Genomic DNA, 26,335 nt, shown 5'->3' on the forward strand with positions numbered 1-26,335 from the left:
TTTCCCGAAGAGTAATCTTGAGCGATTAAACGACTTTGTGTGGACCGAAGCATTCGTAATGGAATTGCTCTTGTGGTACGCCAAGTTCTAATAGTTGTTTCGCTACGTGCTGCATGAACCCGACAGGGCCACAGAAGTACACCTGCACGTTATCTTGCTTTAATGCGGCTTCAATTTCATACAGATTGACAAAACCCTTGAAGTGGAAGTCTTCACCTAGCTTGTCTTCTGCCGTTGGGTGGTTATACCAAACGAGCGCGTTCATGTTTTCTTTCGCCGCGACTAGTTGGTTCACGTGTTGCTTGAAAGCATGCTGTTGACCATTTTCTGTTGCATGAACCCAAGTTACAGGTGCTTGATGTGCTGAGAGACTTTCTAGCATGGACAGCGTTGGCGTAAGTCCTACACCTGCAGAAATTAGAACAACGGGTGTTTGTGGTTCGGCATCCATAAAGAAATCACCGGCAGGGGCGGCAAGCTGCACTTTTTCGCTAATGTTCAGGCTATCGTGCAGGAAGTTCGATACTTTTCCGCCTTCTTCACGTTTTACTGAGATACGGTAGGTGTTCTCTTGGACCGCAGAAGATAGGCTATATTGGCGAATTTCTTGGTTTTCTAACTGGTCACTGTTGATATAGATGCCAAGATATTGTCCCGGTTTATACGGTGCTACTTTTTGGCCATCGGTTGGCTTAAACACAAAGCTGCAAATGTGTTCGCTCTCTATTTGTTTATCGACTAACTCAAATTCGCGTAGACCGCGCCAACCGCCTTCCAAAGCTTCATTTTGTTGGTAAATTTGTTCTTCGCGCTGAATAAATACATTCGCAAGTACGCCGTAAGCCTCAGCCCAAGCATCCAACACTTCCTGACCTGGATTAAACAACTCATCAATCGTCGCAAGTAAGTGTTTACCAACGATTTGGTACTGATCTTCTGTGATCAAAAAGCTCGTGTGTTTATGCGCAATTTTTTCTACTGCGCCAAGTAGGGCTGGCAAATTTTCAATATTGGCAGCATAGGCGCAGATGGCGTTGAATAGCGCTTCACGCTGATCGCCGTTACGCTGGTTACTCATATTAAAAATATCTTTCAACTCAGGGTTATGAGTAAACATACGTTCATAAAAGTGTGCGGTCAGTTTTGGTCCCGTTTCGGCGATAAGTGGTGCGGTCGCTTTGACGATCTCGATGGTTTGATTGCTGAGCATATGGGCTTCCTACTTTAAGTTGTATTTATAATGCATGTTTAAAGTTGTATCTCAAATGTATCTTTCGATCAAGAAAAGATTTACACTTTTATCGATAGCTCAAGTTTGGCGTTTTAGTGTCACCAGCGAGTTATTGAGTCGCACTTTGGGAGAGAATATGCAGTTAACGAGCTTTACTGATTATGCGTTGAGAACCTTAATTTTCTTGGCTTCGTTGCCGGAAGATGAGTTAACTAATATCACTGAAGTGACGGATTTATTTGGTGTGTCACGTAACCATATGGTTAAAGTTATCAACCGTTTAGGGCAACTAGGCTATGTCCACACCGTGCGTGGAAAAAACGGTGGTATTCGGCTGATGAAACCTGCTTCTGAAATCACAGTAGGTGGTGTCGTGCGAGATTTAGAGCCGTTAGATTTGGTCAATTGCGGCGTAGATTTTTGCCATATTACCCCTGCCTGTCGCCTCAAAGATAAATTGGCAAAAGCAAAAAGTGCCTTTTTGGCGGAGCTGGATGATTGCACGATCGAATCCTTGCTGAGCGACAATTCTGAGTTGTTGATCTTACTGGCTCGTCCTTAACTCATTTGCACGTCTAGAGTCGATCTCGATCATTCTTTTTTCAAAGCAATTCTGTAGCTTATCGAGAGACTCAGATATACTAGCCATATACCTTCCTTGCTAGATAGGCGTGCCTATGTCAGACAATATTCCAAACGATCCTTTTGCAGATCGTGAATCCAAAAATTACGAAAATCCAATTCCAAGCCGAGAGTTTATCATCGAGTTTCTAGAGCAAGCGGGCGTTCCAATGAATCGCAACGACTTGTATGAGGCACTAAAGCTTGAGGGCGAAGAGCAATACGAAGGGTTGCGTCGTCGGCTACGTGCGATGGAGCGAGATGGTCAACTGGTGTTTACCCGCCGTCAGTGCTACGCATTGCCTGAAAAACTTGAAATGGTGAAAGGTTACGTGATTGGTCATCGTGATGGCCACGGTTGGGTGCGTCCAGAAGGCAGCGTCGGCAAGGATGATGATATTCTGTTACCGCACCATCAAATGAAGAACATCATCCACGGTGACTTTGTTTTAGTGCAACCTACAGACAACAGCAAGCGCGGTCGTCGTGAAGGGCGCTTGGTTCGAGTGTTAGAGGAGCGTAATGATCAAATCGTCGGTCGTTTCTTCCTCGAATATGGTTATTCCTATGTTGTCCCTGATGACTCGCGTATCAGCCAAGATATTCTGATCCCAAATGAGCACAAAGCGGGTGCACGCATGGGTAACGTGGTCGTGATTGAAATTACTGATCGTGGCTCACGCTCACGTGGCATGATGGGTAAAGTGGTTGAAGTACTTGGTGAAAATATGGCACCAGGTATGGAAACGCAAATTGCGATTCGTACACACCAAATCCCTCACGAGTGGCCAGAGGCCGTCGATAAACAAATCGAAAACTTAGGCGAAGAAGTACCAGAAGAAGCCAAAGTTGGTCGTGTGGATCTACGTGAGTTACCACTTGTGACCATTGACGGCGAAGACGCACGAGACTTTGATGATGCTGTTTACTGTGAGAAGAACAAAGAAGGTGGTTGGCGTTTATGGGTAGCGATTGCTGACGTCAGTTACTACGTTCGCCCTGACTCTGCGCTGGATAAAGAAGCCATCAACCGTGGTAACTCGGTGTACTTCCCATCGCAAGTAGTGCCAATGCTACCGGAAGTGCTATCAAATGGTTTGTGTTCACTTAACCCACAAGTTGATCGCTTGTGTATGGTGTGCGAAATGACCATCTCAGAGACGGGTAAACTATCGGGCTACAAGCACTACGAAGCCGTGATGAACTCGCACGCTCGTCTCACATATAGCAAAGTGAGCGCGATTCTAGAAGGGGATGAAGAACTACGTGAGCGCTACCAGCCGCTTGTTTCTCATCTAGAAGAGCTGCACAAGATGTACAAAGTGCTGAAAGAAGCACGAGATCAACGCGGTGCAATCGAATTTGAAACCGTTGAAACCAAATTTATTTTCAATGCGGAACGTAAAATCGAAAGCATTGAGCCAGTAATTCGTAATGACGCGCATAAGATCATCGAAGAATGTATGATTTTAGCCAACATTGCTTCGGCATCGCTGGTAGAAAAAGCGAAAGAGCCCGCGCTCTATCGTATCCACGAATCTCCAGGTGAATTACGCCTGCAAGGTTTCCGTGACTTCTTAAGTGAACTTGGTCTTGAGCTAAAAGGTGGTTTAGAGCCTTCACCAACGGACTATGCCGATCTCGCACGTCAAATCTCCGGGCGTCAAGATCAAGAGTTGATTCAGACTATGCTGCTACGCTCAATGAAGCAAGCGGTATACAACGCAGATAACGCGGGGCACTTTGGGTTGGCATTGAAACGCTATGCGCACTTTACGTCGCCAATTCGTCGTTACCCTGACTTGTTACTTCACCGTGCAATCAAGTATCTGATTGCTAAAGAAGAAGGTAGTAATCAAGATCGCTGGACACCAACAGGTGGCTATCATTACTCGTTTGACGACATGGATTTTTACGGCGAACAATGTTCGATGACAGAGCGCCGTGCTGATGATGCAACACGTGATGTTGCGGATTGGCTGAAGTGTGAATATATGCAAGACCACGTCGGTGACGAACTAGACGGTGTTATTGCTAATGTCACTAGCTTTGGCTTCTTTGTACGTTTAACGGATTTGCACATCGATGGTTTGGTACATATTTCTACCCTTGCGAACGACTACTATCAATTTGACCCGATTGGTCAACGACTTATTGGTGAAAGTTTCGGTAACATCTACCGCTTAGGCGATGCAGTAAAAGTAAAAGTACTGGCTGTTAACCTCGATGATAAGCAAATTGACTTTGAATTGGTCGAAACAAGTCGTAAGCTACGCGGCGAAGGTAAGACTGCGAAGAAACGCGCAGCGGAAGCAAAACGCAAAGCGAAAGATAAAAAACGCGCTGCGACTCGCTCTTCATCGAAAGAAGGTGGCGCGGCTCGTGCAGTTCCTGCGATAGAGCCAACTAAACGCCCAGAAGAAACGGGCGCAGTGAGTAAGCGCAATGGCCCCAAACGTGATGACGCCGAAGGCAAAAAGAAGCCTAAAGTGAAAAAAGCACGTAAAAAAAAGCCACACAGTAAGCCGAAGAAAACCAAGCGCACTAAAAAAGAAGCGTAGTAGGCTGAAGCGCCAGCTCAGTTCAAACTCAGCTGGCGCAGGCAATACGACCCGAACAACAGGTTAAACAATGAGTAACGAATTTATCTACGGCATTCACGCAGTGAAAGCGGTATTGGAGCGCGAACCAGAGCGTTTTATCGAGGCATACGTTTTAAAAGGTCGTCAAGATGATCGCCTAATGCCAATCCTAAATGATCTTCAGGTTTGTGGTGTCTCTATTCAACAAATGACGCGTAAAACACTGGATGACAAAGCGCGTGGTGCAAATCACCAAGGCATCATTGCTCGCGTAAAACCAGCAAAACAGCTGAACGAGAACGACATTGATGACATCTTAGCGCAGCATGAATCACCGCTACTGTTAGTGCTGGATGGTGTGACGGACCCGCACAACCTTGGTGCGTGTTTGCGTAACGCAGATGCGGCAGGCGCTGCGGCGATCATCGTACCGAAAGATCGTTCTGCACCAATGAATGCCACGGTAAGTAAAGTAGCATGTGGCGCTGCAGAGGTTGTGCCTTTGATTCGTGTAACCAACCTTGCACGTACAATGCGTACGCTACAGGAAAAAGGTATTTGGTTTGTGGGTACGGCTGGTGAAGCTACGCACGACATTTATCAAGCTAAGCTTACTGGTCCTCTTGCTATCGTGATGGGTGCTGAAGGTGATGGTATGCGTCGTCTTACTCGCGAAACCTGCGATGATTTAATTAAGATCCCTATGGCGGGCAGTGTATCAAGCTTGAACGTATCAGTGGCTTCTGGTATCTGTTTGTTTGAAGCGGTTCGTCAGCGTTTGGCTACCCAAAAATAAGGCGAGCACACTAAGCGTCGCTGAGTGTGACACTGAGTGACATCAAGATTAAGCACACAGGATGGGGAACCATCCTGTGTTATTTTAGCTAGGGAATTTATGACCCAACAAGATATTAAATTGATTGCTTTTGATCTGGATGGAACACTGCTTGATAGCGTGCCAGATCTTGCCGTAGCGGCCGATCAAGCAGTTCAGGCGTTAGGCTATCCTTCTGTATCAGAAGAGCAGGTGCGTGATTACGTTGGTAATGGTGCAGATATATTGATTGGACGTGCATTAAGCCAAAGCATGACCATCAGCAGTGATTTGAGTGATGAGCTGCGTGCTAAAGCGCGTGAGCTGTTTGATGAATACTACAAGCAAAGCGGCCATAAGCTAAGTCACCTTTACCCAACAGTAAAAGAGACGCTTGAAGAGCTACACCAAGCTGGTTTTACGATGGCGATTGTGACGAACAAGCCCTCGAAATTCGTACCAGAAATTCTAGAGCAGCATGACATCGCCAAGTACTTCGTAGACGTATTAGGTGGTGACGCGTTTCCAGAGAAAAAACCAAACCCGGTGGCGCTGAACTGGCTAATGGAAAAGCACCAGGTAAAACCAGCAGAGATGCTGATGGTTGGTGATTCGAAAAACGATATCTTGGCGGCGAAAAATGCGGGTTGTGCTTCATTTGGTTTAACTTACGGTTATAACCATGGCGAGCCCATTTCAGCTTCGAACCCTGACGTAGTGGCGAACCGCCTCGCGGAATTACTGGAAGTCGTCGCTGTTTCTGCATAACGGCAACAAAAGATCTTCCAAAATACTTGTTAATGAGTACACTGAGTAAACCGTGCGCTAAAAGCCGCACGGTTTTTCATTTTAATTAGATTAAGAAGTCAAAGGAATCATTCTAATGAGCAAACCCATTGTATTGAGTGGTGTTCAACCGTCAGGTGAACTAAGTATCGGTAACTACTTGGGTGCTCTACGTCAATGGCAGCAGATGCAAGACGATTATGATTGCCAATACTGTGTAGTAGACCTTCATGCGATTACGGTTCGTCAGGATCCTAAAGCACTGCATGAAGCGACATTAGACGCACTGGCAATTTGTCTGGCAGTTGGTGTTGATCCGAAGAAGAGCACGCTATTTGTTCAGTCACACGTACCAGAGCATGCTCAACTTGGTTGGCTTCTTAACTGTTACACGCAAATGGGTGAGCTGAGCCGTATGACTCAGTTTAAAGACAAATCGGCACGTTACGCAAATGACGTAAACGTGGGGCTGTTTGATTACCCTGTGTTGATGGCAGCAGATATTTTGCTTTACGGCGCACACCAAGTGCCAGTTGGTAGCGACCAGAAACAGCATCTTGAGTTAGCACGTGATATCGCAACGCGTTTTAACAACATCTACTCACCAGAGAGTCCGATTTTTACCGTTCCTGAGCCGTACATTCCAACAGTCAATGCACGTGTGATGAGTCTTCAAGACGCGACGAAGAAAATGTCGAAGTCAGATGATAACCGTAAGAACGTGATTACTCTGCTTGAAGAGCCAAAGTCGATCATCAAGAAGATCAACAAGGCGCAAACAGACACCGAAACCCCACCAAGCATTCGCCATGATATCGAGAACAAAGCGGGTATCGCGAACCTAATGGGACTTTACTCTGCGGCGACAGGAATGAGCTTTGAAGATATCGAAGCCAAGTACAAAGGCGTAGAAATGTATGGCCCATTTAAGAAAGATGTTGGCGAGGCGGTTGTAGCAATGCTGGAGCCAATTCAAGCAGAATACCATCGTATTCGCGCTGATCGTGCTTACATGGATGAGGTAATGCAGCAAGGTGCAGAAAAAGCATCGGCTCGCGCTGCTGAAACGCTGAAGAAAGCATACAAAGCGGTAGGCTTTGTCGCTCGCCCATAGTCGCTAAGAATAGATTACAAAAAGCTCCACGTTGGTGGAGCTTTTTTTATACTTTTTACTGGAATGGCGTGTCTTTCATGCAACGTTCCATATCGTAATATTCAACACGTCCTCGAGCACCTAAAAAGGTGGACTTCACCACCATGCCTCTATCAATGAAGTAACTGAGCTGCACGCATGATATATCGTAGCTAAGTTCTTTAATTCTTGCTGGGATCCAGTAGGTTCCTGGTGTTCTTAGACGCTGGGTAAAAGTAATAACACCCTCGTCACTGACCTCTAACTCTTCAATTCCATCCAGCTCATTTTTGGCTGATTCGATGATGTTTTGATTCGCGGTAGGTTGAAGTGGCTCACTGGCGGTCAATTGACATCCCGTTATCAAGCCAAGTAAGAAGAGAGCTAGCGCACTGCGTTGAATTTTTTTCATTTATCGTTCCTGGGTTTACAGCTAATGAGATCTTAATGTCTCGCGCAGGTGTTATATCTTTTGTGTATGAATTTGGCTAGTGAATAAGGAGAAGTTATTGAGCAAATGATGAAAATTTTGAAGTATGAGGGTCATGCGTAAGAAAAAGCCGAGCGAATAATAGGTGACTTAAGTTTAGACATGGCTATAAAAATGAAAATCAAAGCTTTCTAAATTAGTGATTAATTATATTTTCATTTATAACAAAGTGAGCTTGGTTAATAAGCCACTTCACGAGCGATGTATTTTCTACTCCTTAACATGAAGTGAAAAAATAAACTGAGTAATTAATCTAAATTTTGATTTGTTTATCAATAGCGTTATGTATTTATTACAAAAAATGTTTGAATGGGATGTTCTGGCATATTTTCTTACATTCACATGTGATTCATTTCACGGCTTTAATTGCTCATTCTTATTTATTTCATAAATAAACCTGATAGTAGACGCAAATGGTAGGCTCTGATCAGAGCTAAGTTTGCATTTACATAAATATCAGGTATGACAATGGACACGTTAATCAAACCCTCAATACTCGCACTAACCATCGCCAGTGCACTTAGCGCAAACGCGAACGCAGAGATTATTATTTCCCAGTATGTGGAAGGCGGCGCTTATAATAAAGCGGTCGAGATCGCCAATACAGGTGATACTGCGGTGACACTCACAGGCTATGAATTAGCAAAATCTTCGAATGGTGGCGGCTCGTGGGGCAGCACTCTTGATCTTAGTGACGTAACGTTACAAGCGAAGCAAGTGTATGTGCTTGCTCATGGCGATGCGAGCGAAGCAATAAAGGCGGTTGCGGATTACACTGATAAAAATGTAGCGAACTTTAACGGCGACGATCCGTTGGCACTTCTTAAAGATGGGGAAGTGCACGATATATTAGGTGTGATGGGGGACGTGGATTTCGCTAAAGACACCACGTTAGTTCGTAACAGTGATGCGCTTACACCTTCAACTACCTACCAATCCACTCAGTGGACAGCCTTACCTAAAGATAATATTGATGGTTTAGGGGAATTAAATACAACTGAGCCACCTGCGCCATTTGCTTGTGAAGTAGGTGGACAAGAACCAGCCTTTACCACCATCCAAGAGATTCAAGGTGAAGGTGCTTCTTCTCCATTTATTGATGGTTACCCTTACATCACGACCGAAGATCACTTCGTAACTGGTGTGGTCAGTGCGGTAACAACAGGCTTAACTAAAGGCTTCTACCTGCAAGCACTTGAGAATGATGGCAACGACAAGACATCTGAAGGTTTGTTTATTCACACCGATGTTGCCGATACAGAGCTGAAAGCCGGTGATGTTGTTTGTGTGAAAGGGAAAGTACAAGAGTATTACAGCAACACTCAGCTTTCTTCTGATGCAAACAGTTATATAAAAACAGGCACATCCAACGCCTCTTTGGTTACTCCGTTAACGATTAAGGAAGGGGAAACACTACGTGATGCACTAGAGCGTCATGAAGGTATGCAAGTTGAGCTCAGCTCGGCTAGCGAACTTTTCGTTACTCGTAACTTTTCTTACGATTATGACTCTCGACGCAACAACATGATGTTGTCTCATGAAGCACCGTTGTTTAAGCCGACTCAATTGCATGCAGCAGAGAGTGACGCTGCGGTTGCCCTTGCCAAAGAGAATGCGGCCAACCGTATTTACTTGGAATCGGATAGCAAAGCGCCAAATGGTCAAATCCCATATTTCCCAACGTTTGCACAAGATCTTGACCAAAATGGCTCTTCAGAGCAGCACATTCGCCTAGGCTCTCGTGTCGAAGGCCTGCAAGGTGTGGTGAATTACAGCTACAACGAGTACCGCCTAATTGCGACCAATGAAGTCGATAGCAGCAACTTTGTCACGTCAGGTGATGACTTTGACGTTGCGCGTAAAGCGGCGCCAGCCATAGCCGATTCTGATTTACGAGTAGCGAGCTTCAACGTTCTTAACTACTTCACTTCGGTTGCTGACAGCGGGCACGACAACCCAACCGGGCAAAATCGTGGCGCAACAAACCTTGATGAGTTCTTGATCCAGCAAGCGAAAATCGTTTCAGCGATGAATAAGATGGACGCGGACATCATTGGCTTGATGGAAGTGGAAAACAACGGCTTTGGTGATGGTAGTGCTATCCAAAACTTGGTTGATGCTTTAAACGCTGAGATTGATGACGTGGAAGATCATTACACGTATGTCGAAATCGAAGAGCAAGATAAATACCAAGAGGAATACTTTGGCAGTGATGCGATCATGGTGGCGATCTTATATCGTGCTAACGCAGTAACACCAAAAGAAGCAGCAAAAGTCATTGTGACGCCAGAGCAACATATTGCAGAGAACACCATTACTCGTAAAGAGGGCACTGAAAGTAACCCTGCATACGACAAATATCAACGCCATAGCTTATTACAGACCTTTACAGTGAAAGAGACTGGCGAAGATCTTTCAGTGGTCGTGAACCACTTTAAATCGAAAGGTTCTGAATGTATTGAAGAGTGGATTGCTGGTGTAGAAGACTCAGAACCCGCGGATCTGCAAGGTAACTGCAACAACTTCCGTGTTTCTGCTGCGAAAGTCGTTGGTGAAGCGCTGAAAGATATTGATGGCGATGTGCTCGTTATGGGCGATTTGAACGCTTACGGCAAAGAAGATCCGTTACTGACCCTCACTGATTACTCACAAGAGAAATACGGCCGTGATATCTACACTGCCGCTTACACAACCATTGGTGGCGGTGAGCTTCAAGTAGAGAAAACCAAGATTGAAAAAGGCTACGGTCTGCACAATTTAAACACCTTGCTGCATGGCGCTGATACGTTCTCATACACCTATTCAGGTGAGTTGGGGAACTTGGACCATGCATTGGCAAGCAGCAGTTTAGCGCAAAAAGTGGTGGCGATTGAAGATTGGCACATCAACTCACTAGAAAGTAACTTGTTTGAATACAGCAGCAAATACACGGGTGACATGCCGAAGTACAAAGATGCGTTCTCAGCGTCTGATCATGATCCAGTGATTATTGCTATTGATTTGCCAGATGATGATATCGATTTACCGAAAGCGGGTGAAAACTTAGCTATTGATGTACGTCTACCACCAACTGCGGTTGCGGGCGATATTGTGACAGTGAACTTAACAGCATCTACGCAAGCGGCCGCGACAAGCAGTGATGCAAAAGTTTACTCGGCTAGCCAAACCTTGACTCAAACTGACATTGACGCACGCAGCGTGAATATTGAGTTTGAACAAGCGCCAGAACAAGGTAATTACCAGTTAGAAGAGAAAGTGACAGACTCGACAGGCAACGTCGTTAAGTTTAGCTCTGTTCGTGATGTCTCAATGACGCAAACTGAAACGGGTGCAGAAGGTTCGAAGGACTCAGATGGTGGTTCGTTTGGTTTTGGCGCGCTACTCGCGATGCTTGGACTTGGCTTAGTACGTCGCCGCAACTAAGCCTTTATCTCCTAAAATACAGCTGTAAAGACCAAAGGCCAGCCGATGCTGGCCTTTTTATTGCACAAAGACTTGCCTTTCTAGTTTGGTGTTGCAAAATACCGCCCTTAATTGTCGCAAACCAGACAATCATCTCTTAAGTCTTGCCTAAACGGATTGGAGCAGCTGACACTCTATGTTGTTGATCATCGATAACTACGATTCTTTCACTTACAACCTCTACCAATACTTTTGCGAGCTTGGCGCTAGTGTAAAAGTCGTGCGTAACGATGAAATCGACATTCAAGGGATTGAAGCGTTGAACCCAACTCACTTGGTGATCTCACCTGGACCGTGTACGCCAAACGAGGCAGGTATCTCTCTACAAGCTATAGAATACTTCGCTGGTAAGCTTCCAATATTGGGTGTTTGCCTTGGTCATCAAGCGATAGCGCAAGTGTTTGGTGGGGAAGTCGTGCGCGCTCGACAAGTAATGCATGGGAAAACGTCACCTATTCGTCACAATGGTCGCAGTGTGTTTAAAAACCTGAATAACCCACTCACCGTAACCCGTTATCACTCTCTCGTGGTGAAAAACGGTACGTTACCCGATGTGTTTGAACTGACCGCATGGACTGAGCTGCCGGATGGAAGTATGGACGAAATCATGGGTTACCAACATAAAACTCTGCCAATTGACGCAGTGCAGTTTCACCCAGAATCGATCAAAACAGAGCAAGGTCACGAGTTGCTCGCGAACTTTTTAGCACGTAAAGCGATCTGATCGCGATCACTTTTCTTAACAAATCATTCATCTTTTTGCCGAGGTGAGTGGATTGCAAAACTATGCGGTTCATTCTGGCCTCTTTGTCTATTCATGTCTTTTTAAACCTTCTATCCCCTGTATTACATAACATTTATAAAAAATCGCTTCTCTATTTTACTTTCTTGATGCATAAATAGTCATAAGCAGTGATTAATGGAAGTTGCTTTCGAGAACGAAAAGAATAAATCACTATTGAAATGGTTAATTAAATGTAAATACAATGCCGCAATAGCTTAAATGCAAAACATTATTTGCTGGCAAAGAGCGCCGGTTAAATTCGCTTATCTGCTACGCATGCGGTATCAAGAAGGAATGTGCAATGACAACGGAAATTAAAGTAGAGCGCGGTTTATTCGATGAGGTAATGGTACCTTGCTATAACCCGATGGAAATGATCCCTGTTAAAGGTGAAGGTTCACGTGTTTGGGATCAGGAAGGTAATGAATATATCGACTTTGCTGGTGGTATTGCAGTGAGCTGTCTTGGCCATTGTCATCCAGTAATGGTAAATGCATTAACAGAGCAAGCTAATAAGCTTTGGCACTTAAGTAACGTGATGACGAACGAACCAGCACTTCGTCTGGCGAAAAAGCTAACAGAAGTGAGCTTTGCTGAGCGCGTATTCTTTGCTAACTCTGGCGCAGAAGCGAACGAAGCGGCACTTAAGCTGGCACGTCGTTACGCTGCTGACGTACATGGTGCTGAGAAATCAGAAATCATCGCATTCAAACAAGGCTTCCACGGTCGTACGTTCTTCACCGTAACGGTTGGTGGTCAAGCGGCTTACTCTGACGGTTTTGGTCCTAAGCCTGGTGACGTTACCCACTTACCTTACAATGATATCGAAGCACTACAGGCACACATGTCTGATCGCACATGTGCGGTGATGATGGAGCCGCTACAAGGTGAAGGCGGTATCGTGCCACCAACGCCTGAGTTTGCTCAAGCAGTACGTGAGCTGTGTGACAAACACAACGCGCTACTGATCTTCGATGAAGTGCAAACCGGTAATGGTCGTACAGGTAACTTCTACGCTTACCAAGGTTTAGGTATTACACCTGATATTCTAAGCACCGCGAAATCACTTGGTGGCGGTTTCCCAATCGGTGCAATGCTGACTACTGCAAAATTAGCAGAGCACATGAAAGTCGGTACACACGGTTCAACATACGGCGGTAACCCACTCGCGTGTGCTGTAGCAGAAGCAGTTGTGAAAGAAGTTACTAAGCCTGAAGTGTTGGCTGGTGTGCTAGAACGCGAAGCGATGTTCCGCGAAGGTCTAGAGAAGATCAATGCTAAGTACAACATCTTCTCAGAAGTGCGCGGTCAAGGCCTATTGCTTGGCGCTGCACTAAATGAAGAATGGCAAGGCCGCGCACGTGATGTTCTCGTCGCTGCGGGCAAACAGGGTCTAATGGTATTGGTTGCGGGTGCCAATGTCGTACGTTTCACACCATCACTCGTTATCACACAACAAGAAATTGAAGAAGGCTTGGCGAAACTGGATAAAGCGATCGCGACTTTAGTTTAAGCGCGATATCAGTTTCAACGTCAACGCAGCCCCCCGTCAAGGATCTCTGATGGGGGAATTGTTCCTACAATATAGTTAGGATCTTCTTGCATCTGGAGGGAGTATTGATGCTAGTAGTTCGCCCTATCGCGATGTCGGATTATGACGCGCTGCACACTTGTGCGGTGGAGTCTGGTCACGGATTTACATCTCTACCGGTTAACGAAGAACTGTTAACCAATCGAATCAAACACTCAGAGTACAGCTTTGGTAAGCCAGATGTGGCAGAACCAGGTGATGAAGGCTACCTGATGGTCGGCTTTGACTCTGAAACGGGTGAGGTTGCGGGTACCACCGGAATCGAAGCATCTATCGGCTGGGATGTCCCATTTTACTCGTATCACATTAGTAAAGTGGTGCACTCGTCACCAAAGCTTGGCGTCAATAATGTCGTCAAACTGCTTACTTTTGGTAATAACTACACGGGTAACAGCGAAATTTGTACCTTGTTCTTGCGTGAGAAATTCCGCCAAGGTCTGAATGGTCGTCTAATGTCGAAGTGTCGTTTCCTCATGATGGCTGAGCACCCAGAGCGTTTCTCTGAAACGATCTTTGCGGAGATGCGTGGTGTTTCAGACGACGCAGGCAACTCGCCGTTCTGGCAATGGTTACAAGAGCATTTCTTCTCCATCGATTTCACGCTTGCGGATTACCTCACAGGTATCGGCAAGAAAGGCTTTATTGCTGACTTAATGCCGAAGCTGCCTATTTACATCAACCTGTTGAGTCCAGAAGCGCAAGCCGTGATTGGTCAAGTACATGACAATACTCGCCCAGCATTAAAGCTGCTTGAGCGTGAAGGCTTCACTAACCGTGGCTACGTGGATATTTTCGATGCGGGTCCAACCGTTGAATGTGACTTACGCAATATTGAATCGGTACGTCACTCGTTCCGTGCGCAAGTGAAAATTGCACAACATAGCAGTACGCAAGACTTCTTGATGTGCAACTCATCGTTCGAAAACTTCCGCGCAGCAGTCACCAAAGCGGCGTATGACCCTGAAACACAAAGCGTCATGATCGCACCAGACGTTGCGGATGCACTTTTGGTTGAGGAAGGGGATTTTGTTCGCCTTCTTCCGCAGTAACAGACGACAGAATTTAAGGATAGAAACAATGACACATTGGATTGCAGGTGAATGGGTACAAGGTCAGGGTGAAGCATTTACGTCTCTGTCGCCTTACAACCAAGAAGTGATCTGGCAAGGCAACGGTGCAACGGCAGAGCAGGTGAATCAAGCGGTATCTGCAGCGCGTGAAGCGTTTATTGACTGGAAAAAACGCCCATTTGCAGAGCGTGAAGCGATCGTGTTGGCTTTTGCTGAGAAAGTAAAAGAGAACAGCGAAAAAATCGCCGAAGTCATTGCCAAAGAAACTGGTAAGCCAATTTGGGAAACGCGCACTGAAGCAGCGGCAATGGCAGGTAAAATTGCCATCTCTATTCGTGCTTACCATGACCGCACCGGTGAAGCGAGCCGTGAAGCGGCGGGCAACCAAATTGTGTTACGTCATCGCCCACTGGGCGTGATGGCGGTATTTGGGCCATATAACTTCCCTGGTCACTTACCAAATGGTCACATTGTGCCTGCGTTACTAGCGGGTAACACTGTTGTGTTCAAGCCATCCGAGCAAACACCTTGGACTGGCGAGCTAGCTATGAAACTTTGGGAAGAAGCAGGTCTGCCGAAAGGCGTGATCAACCTTGTCCAAGGTGCGAAAGAAACCGGTATTGCGCTTGCTGATGCGAAAGGCATTGATGGCGTACTGTTCACGGGCAGCGCGAACACAGGGCATGTATTGCACCGTCAATTTGCGGGTCAACCTGGCAAGATGTTAGCACTAGAAATGGGTGGTAATAACCCGATGGTGATCTCTGATAAATACGGTGATTTGGATGCCACGGTGTACACCATCATCCAGTCAGCGTTTATCAGTGCTGGTCAACGTTGTACGTGTGCTCGTCGTTTGTACGTGCCATTGGGTGAGAAAGGTGATGCGCTCATCACGAAACTGGTTGAAGCGACGAAGAATATTCGCGTAGACCAACCATTTGCAGAGCCTGCGCCATTTATGGGGCCGCAAATTTCCGTTGCCGCAGCCAAGTTCATTCTCGATGCACAAGCGAACCTACAATCACTTGGTGGTGAAAGCTTGATTGAAGCTAAAGCAGGAGAGGCGGCGTTTGTTTCTCCCGGCATTATTGATGTAACGAACATTGCTGAGCTACCAGATGAAGAGTACTTCGGTCCACTTCTGCAAGTGGTGCGTTATGAAGGGCTAGAAAAAGCCGTAGAACTGGCGAATGACACGCGCTTTGGTCTCTCTGCTGGTTTAGTTTCAACTGACGACCAAGAATGGGAATACTTCGTTGACCATATTCGTGCTGGGATCGTGAACCGTAACCGCCAGCTCACAGGTGCAAGTGGTGATGCGCCATTTGGTGGTCCTGGTGCGTCAGGTAACCTACGTCCAAGCGCTTATTACGCAGCAGACTACTGTGCGTACCCGATGGCATCAATGGAAGGTCAAGAGACTATCTTGCCTGCAACATTAAGCCCAGGTGTGGCGCTATAAGTTTTAATAACAGAGTCGCAACCATGTATTGCGGCTCACTTTGCCGGCGAATCATTTAGGTATGGGTTGTAGTGATCGTTGGCAGAACACGGAAAGTGAGCAAAGACTCGGAAAAGCGTGTTGACTGACTGGCATTTACCGTCACAGGTTGATGGCTGCTCGTTCATTATTCTGGACAACTTTTCGTTGTGAACGAGCAGTCAACTTCCGCTTACCTTTTAACTCTACATCTCGTAACAAGGAGTCGTTATGACGCCCGATGTGTTATTTGAATCGCTATGGCAAGATTACATTCAACGTCTTTGCCCCTCTGCTGCGAAAGTACATCAGCTGCTTCAAGAAGATGAGCCTCTGATTAATGATCATATAGCTTTACGTACCTTCAATATTGCGCCTCTTGGTATCGAAACCTTAGCTAAACCATTTGTAGCCATTGGCTATCAGGCATGTGGTGACTACGTTTTCGAAAGTAAAAAGCTGGTTGCTAAACACTATGAGCACCCTGATCCGAAGCAACCTAAAGTCTTTATTAGTGAGCTAAAAGTTGAGGAGTGTTCACCTGAGCTGCAAGAGATTGTGAAAAAGCTGGTGGCACAAGTCGATGCAGGCAAGCTGAACGATAGCGCATTCTTACATGGTGGACGCTTGTGGGATTTAAGCTTTGCTGACTACCAAACGTTGGCTAAAGAAAGTGAGTATGCATCTTGGTTGGCTGCGCATGGTTACGGCGCAAACCACTTCACGGTGAGCGTTAACCAGCTCAATGAATACGAAGAAGTGAAGCAAGTAAACGATCACTTACGTACGGCCGGATTTACCATTAATGAAAACGGCGGGGAAGTGAAGGGCACTCCTGAGGTGCTGCTAGAACAATCATCGACCATGGCGGATAAAGTGGCGGTTCGCTTTAGCGAAGGCACTGAAATTATCCCTGGTGGCTTTTACGAGTTTGCTAAGCGCTACCCGATGGAAAACGGTGAGCTGTACCCAGGTTTTGTGGCGGCTTCAGCGGACAAAATCTTTGAAAGTACGAATGGCTAACTTTTAGGGTTAACCTTTCGGCTAACCAACTTGCTCATTAGTCTTTTGTTGCTCTGAGCTTAATGTGGTTACAAGACAAATAAAAAGCCACCAATGTCGCCATTGGTGGCTTTTATAATTTTGTTCGCGTCACTCTGGTTTGAGATTAACGAGTACCGTAAACCACGATAGTTTTACCGTGCGCAGAGATTAAGTTCTGCTCTTCTAACATTTTCAAGATACGACCTACTGTCTCACGAGAACAGCCAACGATTTGACCGATTTCTTGACGAGTGATCTTGATTTGCATGCCGTCTGGGTGAGTCATTGCGTCTGGTTGTTTTGCAAGGTTCAGAAGCGTCTGAGCGATACGACCAGTTACGTCTAGGAACGCCAGGTCACCCACTTTTTGGCTAGTTACTTGAAGACGACGAGCCATCTGCGCAGAAAGGCGCATTAGGATGTCTGGGTTTACTTGGATAAGCTGACGGAATTTCTTGAAAGAAATTTCAGCAACTTCACAAGGAGATTTAGCACGAACCCAAGCTGTGCGCTCTTGGTCTTCCTCGAATAGACCAAGTTCACCAATAAAGTCTCCTTGGTTTAGGTAAGAAAGGATCATCTCCTTACCTTCTTCGTCTTTGATAAGAACCGCAACAGAACCTTTAACGATATAGTACAAAGTTTCTGCCTTTTCGCCCGCGTGAATTAGCGTGCTCTTTGAAGGGTACTTATGAATATGACAGTGTGAAAGAAACCACTCTAATGTTGGGTCGGTTTGAGGTTTACCTAGAACCATAATATCTCACTTCCTCTGCAGGGTACGCTTGCGCTATCCATATTTTAGCTAAGCCTGAATTAGGCCTACTAGAATAAGAGCACTTTTTATATGCTGCAAGCTCTCTTGTGTTTCGGTAAGAAATAGTATCCTTTTTCGAAAACGATTTCTTGATTTTAATCGTGCCATGATTGAGATTTTGTAAGCAAAACTGTGCACATGATCACGGTATGAAAAGTAAACATCTTCGCAGGCAGGTTTTTAGCCAATTTTCCCTGTTTCGATGAGCTGTTGTAGGATAGGCCGAACTATGAGCTCCATTGCAAAGCTCATCTTACCGCCTGGCACGACAATCGTGTTGTGGCGTGACATGAATGAGCCATCAATCATAGCCAGGAGATATGGGAAGTCGACTTTCTTTATCCCACGCAAGCGAATTACGACAAAGCTCTCATCCAGGCTTGGGATACCCTTCGCATTAAGGGGGTTGGAGGTATCGACCGTTGGGACGCGCTGAAAGTTAATATGAGTGCGAGAAAATTGCGGAGTGATGTAGTTAAGATAATCGTCCATCGAGCGCACGATAGAATCCATTACTGCTTCTCGTGAATGACCGCGGTCACGAGTATCACGCACAAACTTTTGGATCCACTCTAAGTTTACGATTGGTACCATACCAATCAAGAAATCCACATGCTGCGCAACATTAACATCGCCATCCACAACACCGCCGTGCAAGCCTTCATAGAAGAGAACGTCACTGTTCTCCGGTAAGTCCTGCCACGGTGTGAAGGTTCCAGGCATTTGATTATAAGGTACGGCCTCGTCAAAGGTGTGTAGGTAGCGACGTACGCTGCCTGCGCCATCGTGACCATATTTACGGAAAAACTCTTCCAATCCTGGAAAGTCATTAGCTTGAGGGCCAAAGTAGCTAATGTGTCGACCTTGCTCGCGCGCTTTACGGATTTCTATATCCATTTCAGGGCGAGTAAAGCGATGGAAGCTGTCGCCTTCAACCCATGCGGGTTTAACGTTCATCATATTGAACATCTTACGGAAGGCTTCAGATGTAGTGGTCGTGCCGGCACCGGATGAACCAGTAACCGCAATAATTGGGTGTTTAGCTGACATGACAAACCTTGTCGAAAATTACTTACCTGTAATGTGCAGTAGGCTGCTACTGCACGGTCGATAACCCACTATAGCACGTAACAATGCCTTGTCATTGAGTGGGGTACGGTAAAATGTGAAGGGTCTAAAATTTTGTTTTTACCTGAATATCGACGGTTTCGTGCAGTTCAGAGAACACGATAACCGCTTCGCCTTTTTCTAATTGAGTTTTTACTTGATCCACTTTGTCTTGCAAAGAAATCTCGACGGTTCCGTAATCCGTGCCTTCACGTAAGACGAATTCACGAATTAAGTTTTCCAATGTTTCTGGCGCAATGTCTTGCCATGGAATGATCATAAATACCTCGAACTTTTATGATGAGCGGCTAGTTTACTGCTTTCGCTGCTTGGATACAGCAGAAAGGTAATCTGCAGCAATACTTTCGTAATACGCTGGCAGCGCTTCTTCCAACCAAAATTTCGGCTTGAGCGCTGAACCTGTAAGGAAACCAACATGCCCACCGTGCTCAAAGAGACGGTAATCAATATTATCTGGCAGAACAAATTTCGGGATCACATCGTCGGTCATGAATGGATCGTCTTTGGCGTGAATGATCAGTGTCGGTAGCGTGATCTGTTGTAATTTACTTAAGCCAGAACATTGATCGTAATAATCTTGTGCGTCTTTAAAACCGTGCAGTGGTGCCGTGATCAAATCATCGAATTCATACAATCGTGTGACACGTTTTATTGAGTTGTAGGACAAAGCGAGCTCGCCATGCAACAAGTGATGTTTTTGCAATGCGTTGCGTTTGAGCGAAGAGAGCAGGTAACGGCGATACACTTTCGAAAAGCCTTGTTCAATACGGTTCGCACACGCTGCTAGGTCTAAAGGCGCTGAGATAATGGTCGCCGCGTTCAAAATGGGGTGGTCTTTGTATTGGGCTAAATAATTCGCCAACATGTTACCGCCAAGAGAAATACCAACCGCAACTTTGGGGTTATCAGGAAAGCGTTGCTCAAGGTGCTCTAAGAAGTGGCGGGCGTCAGTCACTTCACCAGAATGATAGGCGCGAGCTTTCTTGTTTGGCTTACCGCTACAACCGCGGAAATGCATCATCACCGACAGCCATCCGGATTGAGCAAATGCATTCATTAGGCCATTGGCGTAAGGGCTATAGAAGCAGCCTTCTAGTCCATGAAATAAAACAAAAATCGGCTTTTTTTGCGCAGGTTCTTGGGTTGGGTCCTCGCTCCATGCGAGATCGAGAAAGTCTCCATCGGATGTATCGAGGGTTTGCCAAATCGGCGTAAACAACGCTTTTTTGCGAATAAAACGCGGTAAAAGCGTTTGAAGATGCGGGTTTTTGATCCCGGCGGCTGCGAAAAATTGTGTCATACCTAACTGCTCTTATGCGGTTCTTCGGTGTCAGTTGAAGAACTTATTAATATAATCCTTTATAAAGATTATAGGTATTCTACAGATTTATGGGCGTTTTGGTGGGTGAATGTTTGGCACCGGAATAGCAAAGGCCTGTTGCAAATGCTCACCACCAAGTTGACGACAGTATCTCAGCGTGAGTGGGGCGCCATCATTTTTGACCAGCGTGAGCGAGTTAATGCAGTTCACCAAATCCGCTTGTTGCTGCTTTTCTAGTTGCAGCTCAAACTGCAAGGTTTCACGATATAAAGCGTCATTGACTTGAGACTTAAGATGGCGACGTAAGTCGCGAAAAGAGTGCAGTAAGGTTTCGCTTCGGCCCAGACAGCTTTGTACCAGAGGCCAGTCTTTTTCTTGGAAAATGAGTTGCTGCTCATCGAGCCATCTGAGCAGCAGGAGTAGGTTCACGTTGCCGTGATAATTGTTCTGTAATGATAAACACGCTTCTTTCACTTCTCGCACACCATAAAATTGCAGACTGAACTGCCAAAGGTGTTCTAGGGTGAGTGTGTATTCAGCGTGTTGATTACTCATTGATTAAACTCTAGCTCCATCTGCTCCAGTTCTTCCTGAGCAGACATCCATTCCATTTCAATTTCTTCGAGCTCTGCCTTACTAGAAGCTTGAAGAGCCAGCACTTGGTTAAGTTTAGCTTTATTTTCGGCTTCATACAGTGAGTTATCTGCCAATTGTTCTTCAGCTTCGGCCAGTGCAGCACCTAACTTATCCATTTTATTTTCTAATTGTGTCAGCGTTTTGCGAATTGGCGCCGTCTGCTTACGAAATTCTGCATCGCGACGTTTCTGCTCTTTTTTCGCTGCCGCGCTGTTGGCGCTATCTTTGGCTGGCTGTGCAGCTTGTGCTTCTTTGCGTTCCGCTCTTTGTTGCTCAGTTAACCATTTGTAGTAGTCGTTTAAGTCACCATCGAACGGCGCAACTTGACGATCATGCACCAAGTACAAGTCATCGGTTGTAGCACGCAGTAAGTAGCGATCGTGCGAAACAATCACCATTGCACCTTCGAACGTTTGCAGTGCCATCGTCAATGCCTGACGCATGTCCAAATCCAAGTGGTTGGTTGGTTCATCAAGTAGCAACAGGTTTGGCTTTTGCCACACAATTAAGGCCAGCACTAAACGGGCTTTTTCACCACCCGAAAACGGCGCGACTTTCTCCAGTGCTTTGTCGCCTTGGAAGCCAAAGCTGCCTAGGTAATCACGTAGCTGTTGTTCGGTTTGATCCGGCGCGATCTGCATCATGTGTTGCAGCGGCGTTTCCTCTGGGTGCAGCGTTTCTAATTGATGCTGAGCAAAGTAACCTATTTTTACGCCTTGTGAGTAAGTCAGATCGCCACCTTGCGCGTTAAGCTCGCCAGAGAGCAATTTGATCAAGGTCGATTTACCTGCGCCATTACGGCCGAGTAGACCAATGCGACTGCCAGGAACCAAGTTCAAGCGGATCTTCTCTAAGATCAGGTTGTCACCGTAGCCTGCCGATACTTCATCCATCATCATGATTGGGTTTGGCAGCGCCGCAGGCTCACGGAATTGGAAGCTAAATGGGTTATCGAATTGAGCGGGTAACACTTTCTCCATGCGCTCCAAAGCTTTAATACGGCTTTGAGCCTGGCGTGCTTTAGAGGCTTTATAACGGAAACGGTCGATGTAGCTTTGCATGTGCGACATCTGTTTCTGTTGCTTCTCGAACATCGCTTGCTGCAGCACCATTTTTTGCGCTCGTTGGTTTTCGAACGACGAATAGTTACCCGTGTATTCGTTCAATTGTTGGTTTTCGATGTGGATAATACGGCCAACAATTGGGTCAAGGAAGTCACGGTCGTGCGAGATCAGGATCAGTGTGCCTGGGTAGTTTTGTAGCCAACGTTCAAGCCACATCACCGCGTCTAAGTCCAAGTGGTTGGTTGGCTCATCGAGTAGCAATAAGTCAGAACGGCACAATAGCGCTTGAGCTAAGTTAAGGCGCATACGCCAACCACCAGAGAATTGAGTCAAACTCCAACTCATTTGCTCTTGACTGAAACCTAAACCGTCGAGCAATTCTGCCGCGCGAGCGCGAATGCTATAACCGCCGATGGTTTCAATTTTACCGTGGATCTCGGCAACCAAGGTGCCGTTGTCTTGTGCTTCCGCTTCAGCCAACTGCTTTTCGAGCGCTCGGTACTCGCGATCACCATCAATGACGTATTCCAGTGCAGTGCGCTCTAGCGCAGGCGTTTCCTGTGCGACCCAGGCCAGTTCCCAATGTTGAGGTTGGCTAAATGAGCCTGCATCAATCGACAGTTCATCTTTCAGCAATGCAAATAGCGTTGATTTACCGCAGCCGTTTTTACCCACAAGGCCGACTTTATCGCCAGGATGGATAGTCGCTGAAGCTTGATCTAAAAGAGGTTTACCGCCACGCAGTAACTGAATATCAGAAAAGGTAATCATAAAGTTTTCATTCACTTTGCGCAGTGCGCGTTGCTTGGTTACATAGCGAAGTGGTTTCAATCGTTTTTAAAGCCACTTGGGTATATATCTAGCGGTGAATAGTAGGGGTATTGGCCGGAAAAGTCGATTGATTCGCTTTAATTGCATTATGCTGTACAAAAAAGTATAACAATTTGATAACGGATAAAAATAACCACAAGGACGACCATTTGGCTGTTGCACCGTCTATTCTCCCAAGAGTTCTGGTCATTTATGCTCATCCAGAGCCACATAACTCGATTGCTAATCAAGTGATGATTAAAAAAGCTCAGTCGCTTGATCACGTCACTGTGCACGATCTTTACGGTGTTTACCCTGACTTCTTTATTGATGTGAATTACGAACATGAGTTGTTGCTCATGCATGATGTGATCGTGTTTCATCACCCGCTTTATATGTATTCATGCCCAGCCCTGTTAAAAGAGTGGTTGGACCGAGTGCTGGGCAAAGGTTTTGCTTTTGGTGGAGGTTCGGCACTAGAGGGAAAATACTGGCGCAGTGTGATTACAACGGGGGGGAAAGAAGAGGCCTTTAGCGCGAAGGGGTACAACAAATATCCATTAGAGCAAATCTTACAACCGTTTGAACTGACGGCTGCCTTGTGTCAAATGCACTGGATTGAACCTTTGGTGTTGTATTGGTCGCGTAATGTCTCGGATATTGAGCGGTATGAGCACGCCGAACTGTATCGTCGGTGGTTGAACAACCCACTTGAAAACTGGGAAGCAACAGACCAAGGAGGTCAGTATGGCGATAACCAGTGAGTTTCTTCAAAGTAGCGTGGTCTTTCTCTCGGCTGCGGTTATCGCGGTGCCGATTGCTCAGCGTCTCGGACTTGGCTCGGTTTTAGGTTATTTACTTGCCGGTGTGTTGATTGGCCCTTGGGGTCTTGGCTTAATCAGTGATGTTGATGCTATTTTGCACTTTGCTGAACTTGGGGTCGTGTTGTTACTGTTCTTGATCGGCCTTGAACTAAATCCTAAAAAACTGTGGCAAATGCGAGGACCGATTCTAGGCTTAGGCGGCGCGCAGGTGGTGGTTACGACCGCCGTGCTGGGCAGTGTCGTCAGTATGTTCGGCGTAAGCATGCAAGTGAGTTTGGTGATTGGGATGGGATTGGCGCTGTCCTCGACGGCAATTGCTCTTAAAGTGATTGAAGAGCAAGGGCTCAATGGCACCGAAACGGGTCAGTCTGGTTTTGCGGTATTGCTCTTTCAAGATATTGCCGTGATCCCAATGTTGGCAATGTTGCCCTTGCTTGCTGGCGGGCAGAGTGGCGGTAGTTGGTTGGATGTCTTCACGGTATTAGGCAGTGTGGTGGCACTGTTGATTGGTGGCCATTTTTTATTGCGTCCACTGTTTCGTTTTGTTGTGATGAGCGGCGTTCGTGAGCTCTTTACCGTCGCCGCACTATTGGTCGTGCTTGGGATTTCTGTCGTGATGCAAAAGCTCGGGCTTTCTATGGCTCTAGGGACTTTCTTAGCCGGCGTTCTGCTGGCTGAGAGTGAATATCGACATGAATTGGAAATCGCTATCGAGCCGTTTAAAGGTTTGTTGTTGGGGTTGTTCTTCATCGCGGTTGGCATGGCGGTAAATTTGGGGTTATTGGCATTACACCCTTTAGAGATTCTGGGCGCGGTGGTGGCTTTGGTCGTGGTTAAGGGCTTGGTTTTGTATGCATTGGCGAGAGCTGCCCGTGTCGGAGCCAAAGCGAGAAGCCGTATGGCCGCGATTTTAAGCCAAGGTGGTGAGTTTGCCTTTGTCATATTTACCGCAGCGAGCCAAGAGGGCATTTTATCCAAAGAGCAAGTGGCGTTTTTGTTGGTGGTGGTCAGTTTATCCATGGTGACGACACCACTTTTGCTGATGGGACAAAAAAAATGGTTTGCTCATACCCTGAATCAAGAAGAAGAGGGCATGACCACGAAAGTAGTGGATCGCCGACCTCGCGTGATCATTGCAGGCTTTGGACGTTTCGGTCAGATCGTCGGACGTTTAATGTATGCCAATAAAATCAAAGTGACGGTATTAGAAAGTGATGCCAGCCAAATCCACCTACTGCGCAAGTATGGTTACAAAGTGTTTTATGGCGATGCTACCCAAATTGATCTTTTGCGGGCTGCTGGCGCAGATAAAGCAGAAGCATTGGTCATTTGTACCGATTCACCTGATGAGGTGATGGCCATCGTTGATATCTGCCGCGTGCACTTCCCGAAACTTAAGTTGCTAGCCCGAGCAAGAAGCCGTGTCGAGGCGTATCAGTTAATGAGCCACGGTGTCGAGAATTACTCTCGTGAAACATTTTTAGGGGCATTGGATCTCGGTCGCCAAGCGCTCGTAGAACTTGGTATGCACCCTTATCAAGCAAAGCGGGCAGAAGCACATTTTCGTAAGTTAGATAATGCTATGCTTAAGGACTTATTGCCTCAGCACAATGAAGATAAGAAATTGGCTCAGAGAGCGAAAGAGGCACGCAAAGAGCTAGAAGAAATTTTTGGTCGTGAGATGGAGAGCGACCATCAGTCACCTAATCATTGGAAGTAGTACTTGAGCCAAGACTCAAGCTAAGGAAATAGCGTGAAAATCAAGAAACGTTTTATTGCCGGCGCTAGCTGCCCAAATTGCAGCCAGCAAGATACCCTGCGCTGGTGGATTGAAAATAATATCGAGTTAGTTGAGTGTGTCGAGTGTGAGTTTACTGAGCAGCGTAAACCGCAATCTGTAGAGAAAAATAAACACTCAGATCAGGAAATGATCGGAATTTTTAAGCCGGAATAATTGAACTTCGATAATTGATCCCCATAATACACCCAGATATCTCAGTACTTAACCCCATTCAGGTTAAGTCAATTAATCTCCCTGGAGTTAGTATGAAAATTGAAAAGAACGTTGTTGCAAGCCTTGCATACAAAGTAATGTTGGAAGACGGTGTGGTTGTTGATCAATCAACAGCAGAAGCGCCTCTAGATTACCTTCACGGTCACAACAACCTAATCACTGGTCTTGAAAAAGAGCTTGAAGGTAAAGTGGCTGGCGACAAGTTCTCAGTAACGGTAGCTCCTGAAGAAGCTTACGGCGAGCACAACGATGCGCTAGTACAACGCGTTCCTGCGGACGTATTCCAAGGCGTTGACCAAATCGAAGTGGGCATGCGCTTCCTGGCTGACACTGACCAAGGTCCAATCCCTGTAGAAGTAACAGAAGTTGACGGCAACGAAGTGGTTGTTGACGGTAACCATATGCTAGCTGGTCAAACACTAACTTTCGAAGTAGAAGTTATGTCTACACGTGAAGCAACAGCAGAAGAGATCGAACACGGTCATATCCATCAAGCTGGTGGCTGTGGTCATGACCATGATCACGATGATGAAGGCTGCTGTGGCGGCGGCAGCTGTGGTTCTCACTAATCACAAGCTCCTTCACTAGATAATCTTATCTAGTAAAGCTTTGAAAAGCGCAAGTTGAGGTT

General features: G+C 46.2%; 23 protein-coding genes. 15 read left to right on the forward strand and 8 right to left on the reverse strand.

Translation table 11 applies throughout. The annotated features are described in order from the left end of the window. Window positions 1–25: 25 nt before the first annotated feature. Window positions 26–1,210: an NO-inducible flavohemoprotein gene (gene hmpA / locus FR741_RS01480; RefSeq protein WP_167426178.1), complete on the reverse strand. Its 1,185-nt coding sequence runs from the start codon at window positions 1,208–1,210 to the stop codon at window positions 26–28. A gap of 157 nt (window positions 1,211–1,367) precedes the next feature. On the opposite strand from hmpA, the gene nsrR reads away from it, so the two are divergent. The 5 genes from nsrR to trpS all read left to right on the forward strand — a co-directional run bounded on the left by nsrR (window position 1,368) and on the right by trpS (window position 7,148). Further along, window positions 1,368–1,793, forward strand: a complete 426-nt coding sequence (gene nsrR / locus FR741_RS01485) for a nitric oxide-sensing transcriptional repressor NsrR (RefSeq protein WP_005387939.1) — start codon at window positions 1,368–1,370, stop codon at window positions 1,791–1,793. A gap of 115 nt (window positions 1,794–1,908) precedes the next feature. Beyond that, on the forward strand, window positions 1,909–4,413 hold the full coding sequence (gene rnr, locus FR741_RS01490) for a ribonuclease R (protein ID WP_167426179.1): 2,505 nt from the start codon (window positions 1,909–1,911) through the stop codon (window positions 4,411–4,413). A 70-nt stretch (window positions 4,414–4,483) separates the two neighbouring features. Continuing rightward, window positions 4,484–5,230, forward strand: a complete 747-nt coding sequence (gene rlmB, locus FR741_RS01495) for a 23S rRNA (guanosine(2251)-2'-O)-methyltransferase RlmB (protein ID WP_167426180.1) — start codon at window positions 4,484–4,486, stop codon at window positions 5,228–5,230. Between the two features lie 99 nt (window positions 5,231–5,329). Next, window positions 5,330–6,016, forward strand: coding sequence for a phosphoglycolate phosphatase (locus FR741_RS01500; protein ID WP_005395368.1), 687 nt, complete (start codon window positions 5,330–5,332; stop codon window positions 6,014–6,016). A 115-nt stretch (window positions 6,017–6,131) separates the two neighbouring features. Continuing rightward, the gene (gene trpS, locus FR741_RS01505; protein ID WP_005395367.1) at window positions 6,132–7,148 is read left to right on the forward strand and encodes a tryptophan--tRNA ligase; all 1,017 of its coding nucleotides are present in this window, start codon (window positions 6,132–6,134) and stop codon (window positions 7,146–7,148) included. Window positions 7,149–7,203: 55 nt separating this feature from the next. Here trpS and FR741_RS01510 read toward each other — a convergent pair whose 3' ends face one another. Then, window positions 7,204–7,578, reverse strand: a complete 375-nt coding sequence (locus FR741_RS01510) for a hypothetical protein (RefSeq protein WP_167426181.1) — start codon at window positions 7,576–7,578, stop codon at window positions 7,204–7,206. A gap of 546 nt (window positions 7,579–8,124) precedes the next feature. Here FR741_RS01510 and FR741_RS01515 point away from each other — a divergent pair. The 6 genes from FR741_RS01515 (at window position 8,125) to FR741_RS01540 (ending at window position 17,069) form a co-directional block, all read left to right on the forward strand. Next, complete coding sequence (locus FR741_RS01515) at window positions 8,125–11,079, forward strand: ExeM/NucH family extracellular endonuclease (RefSeq protein ID WP_167426182.1); 2,955 nt, start codon at window positions 8,125–8,127, stop codon at window positions 11,077–11,079. Between the two features lie 175 nt (window positions 11,080–11,254). Continuing rightward, complete coding sequence (locus tag FR741_RS01520) at window positions 11,255–11,842, forward strand: aminodeoxychorismate/anthranilate synthase component II (protein WP_005397690.1); 588 nt, start codon at window positions 11,255–11,257, stop codon at window positions 11,840–11,842. A 361-nt stretch (window positions 11,843–12,203) separates the two neighbouring features. Beyond that, a complete protein-coding gene (locus FR741_RS01525) occupies window positions 12,204–13,415 on the forward strand; it encodes an aspartate aminotransferase family protein (RefSeq protein WP_167426183.1) in 1,212 nt (403 codons plus the stop codon). 107 nt (window positions 13,416–13,522) lie between these two features. Continuing rightward, complete coding sequence (gene astA, locus FR741_RS01530; protein ID WP_124009053.1) at window positions 13,523–14,542, forward strand: arginine N-succinyltransferase; 1,020 nt, start codon at window positions 13,523–13,525, stop codon at window positions 14,540–14,542. A gap of 28 nt (window positions 14,543–14,570) precedes the next feature. Continuing rightward, window positions 14,571–16,028, forward strand: coding sequence for a succinylglutamate-semialdehyde dehydrogenase (astD, locus tag FR741_RS01535; protein WP_005397684.1), 1,458 nt, complete (start codon window positions 14,571–14,573; stop codon window positions 16,026–16,028). A 249-nt stretch (window positions 16,029–16,277) separates the two neighbouring features. Beyond that, a complete protein-coding gene (locus FR741_RS01540; protein WP_005397681.1) occupies window positions 16,278–17,069 on the forward strand; it encodes a DUF1338 domain-containing protein in 792 nt (263 codons plus the stop codon). Between the two features lie 145 nt (window positions 17,070–17,214). Here FR741_RS01540 and crp read toward each other — a convergent pair whose 3' ends face one another. The 6 genes from crp to FR741_RS01570 form a co-directional block, all read right to left on the reverse strand. Further along, entirely contained in the window at window positions 17,215–17,847 is a 633-nt protein-coding gene (crp, locus tag FR741_RS01545; protein ID WP_005381432.1) for a cAMP-activated global transcriptional regulator CRP, read from the reverse strand. A gap of 240 nt (window positions 17,848–18,087) precedes the next feature. Beyond that, complete coding sequence (locus tag FR741_RS01550) at window positions 18,088–18,957, reverse strand: phosphoribulokinase (protein WP_005397679.1); 870 nt, start codon at window positions 18,955–18,957, stop codon at window positions 18,088–18,090. 124 nt (window positions 18,958–19,081) lie between these two features. Further along, a complete protein-coding gene (locus FR741_RS01555; RefSeq protein WP_048626696.1) occupies window positions 19,082–19,294 on the reverse strand; it encodes a YheU family protein in 213 nt (70 codons plus the stop codon). 33 nt (window positions 19,295–19,327) lie between these two features. Beyond that, entirely contained in the window at window positions 19,328–20,335 is a 1,008-nt protein-coding gene (locus tag FR741_RS01560; protein WP_046874535.1) for a hydrolase, read from the reverse strand. Window positions 20,336–20,422: 87 nt separating this feature from the next. Then, window positions 20,423–20,911, reverse strand: a complete 489-nt coding sequence (locus FR741_RS01565; protein WP_005397673.1) for a TIGR02444 family protein — start codon at window positions 20,909–20,911, stop codon at window positions 20,423–20,425. Next, window positions 20,908–22,827 (reverse strand): ABC transporter ATP-binding protein, encoded by a 1,920-nt coding sequence (locus tag FR741_RS01570; protein ID WP_031780646.1) that lies wholly within the window; start codon window positions 22,825–22,827, stop codon window positions 20,908–20,910. Before FR741_RS01570 ends, FR741_RS01565 begins: the two co-directional genes overlap by 4 nt. Before the next feature lie 209 nt (window positions 22,828–23,036). On the opposite strand from FR741_RS01570, the gene kefG reads away from it, so the two are divergent. From kefG to slyD, 4 genes are all read left to right on the forward strand, one after another. Continuing rightward, window positions 23,037–23,630: a glutathione-regulated potassium-efflux system ancillary protein KefG gene (kefG, locus tag FR741_RS01575; RefSeq protein WP_145474426.1), complete on the forward strand. Its 594-nt coding sequence runs from the start codon at window positions 23,037–23,039 to the stop codon at window positions 23,628–23,630. Further along, on the forward strand, window positions 23,614–25,410 hold the full coding sequence (gene kefB, locus FR741_RS01580) for a glutathione-regulated potassium-efflux system protein KefB (protein ID WP_046874533.1): 1,797 nt from the start codon (window positions 23,614–23,616) through the stop codon (window positions 25,408–25,410). The genes kefG and kefB overlap by 17 nt, the downstream gene beginning before the upstream one ends. 33 nt (window positions 25,411–25,443) lie before the next feature. After that, a complete protein-coding gene (locus tag FR741_RS01585) occupies window positions 25,444–25,644 on the forward strand; it encodes a YheV family putative zinc ribbon protein (protein ID WP_005381449.1) in 201 nt (66 codons plus the stop codon). Window positions 25,645–25,736: 92 nt separating this feature from the next. Then, window positions 25,737–26,273, forward strand: a complete 537-nt coding sequence (gene slyD / locus FR741_RS01590; RefSeq protein WP_047010415.1) for a peptidylprolyl isomerase — start codon at window positions 25,737–25,739, stop codon at window positions 26,271–26,273. The last annotated feature ends 62 nt before the right edge of the window (window positions 26,274–26,335 follow it).

The sequence above is a fragment of the Vibrio diabolicus genome, from assembly GCF_011801455.1.
Classification (GTDB): Bacteria; Pseudomonadota; Gammaproteobacteria; order Enterobacterales; family Vibrionaceae; genus Vibrio; species Vibrio diabolicus.

Bases quoted from the DNA above. Each gene is read 5' to 3' on its own strand.
- hmpA (WP_167426178.1), bottom strand. From the start codon at position 1,210: ATGCTCAGCAATCAAACCATCGAGATCGTCAAAGCGACCGCACCACTT.
- nsrR (WP_005387939.1), top strand. From the start codon at position 1,368: ATGCAGTTAACGAGCTTTACTGATTATGCGTTGAGAACCTTAATTTTC.
- rnr (WP_167426179.1), top strand. From the start codon at position 1,909: ATGTCAGACAATATTCCAAACGATCCTTTTGCAGATCGTGAATCCAAA.
- rlmB (WP_167426180.1), top strand. From the start codon at position 4,484: ATGAGTAACGAATTTATCTACGGCATTCACGCAGTGAAAGCGGTATTG.
- FR741_RS01500 (WP_005395368.1), top strand. From the start codon at position 5,330: ATGACCCAACAAGATATTAAATTGATTGCTTTTGATCTGGATGGAACA.
- trpS (WP_005395367.1), top strand. From the start codon at position 6,132: ATGAGCAAACCCATTGTATTGAGTGGTGTTCAACCGTCAGGTGAACTA.
- FR741_RS01510 (WP_167426181.1), bottom strand. From the start codon at position 7,578: ATGAAAAAAATTCAACGCAGTGCGCTAGCTCTCTTCTTACTTGGCTTG.
- FR741_RS01515 (WP_167426182.1), top strand. From the start codon at position 8,125: ATGGACACGTTAATCAAACCCTCAATACTCGCACTAACCATCGCCAGT.
- FR741_RS01520 (WP_005397690.1), top strand. From the start codon at position 11,255: ATGTTGTTGATCATCGATAACTACGATTCTTTCACTTACAACCTCTAC.
- FR741_RS01525 (WP_167426183.1), top strand. From the start codon at position 12,204: ATGACAACGGAAATTAAAGTAGAGCGCGGTTTATTCGATGAGGTAATG.
- astA (WP_124009053.1), top strand. From the start codon at position 13,523: ATGCTAGTAGTTCGCCCTATCGCGATGTCGGATTATGACGCGCTGCAC.
- astD (WP_005397684.1), top strand. From the start codon at position 14,571: ATGACACATTGGATTGCAGGTGAATGGGTACAAGGTCAGGGTGAAGCA.
- FR741_RS01540 (WP_005397681.1), top strand. From the start codon at position 16,278: ATGACGCCCGATGTGTTATTTGAATCGCTATGGCAAGATTACATTCAA.
- crp (WP_005381432.1), bottom strand. From the start codon at position 17,847: ATGGTTCTAGGTAAACCTCAAACCGACCCAACATTAGAGTGGTTTCTT.
- FR741_RS01550 (WP_005397679.1), bottom strand. From the start codon at position 18,957: ATGTCAGCTAAACACCCAATTATTGCGGTTACTGGTTCATCCGGTGCC.
- FR741_RS01555 (WP_048626696.1), bottom strand. From the start codon at position 19,294: ATGATCATTCCATGGCAAGACATTGCGCCAGAAACATTGGAAAACTTA.
- FR741_RS01560 (WP_046874535.1), bottom strand. From the start codon at position 20,335: ATGACACAATTTTTCGCAGCCGCCGGGATCAAAAACCCGCATCTTCAA.
- FR741_RS01565 (WP_005397673.1), bottom strand. From the start codon at position 20,911: ATGAGTAATCAACACGCTGAATACACACTCACCCTAGAACACCTTTGG.
- FR741_RS01570 (WP_031780646.1), bottom strand. From the start codon at position 22,827: ATGATTACCTTTTCTGATATTCAGTTACTGCGTGGCGGTAAACCTCTT.
- kefB (WP_046874533.1), top strand. From the start codon at position 23,614: ATGGCGATAACCAGTGAGTTTCTTCAAAGTAGCGTGGTCTTTCTCTCG.
- slyD (WP_047010415.1), top strand. From the start codon at position 25,737: ATGAAAATTGAAAAGAACGTTGTTGCAAGCCTTGCATACAAAGTAATG.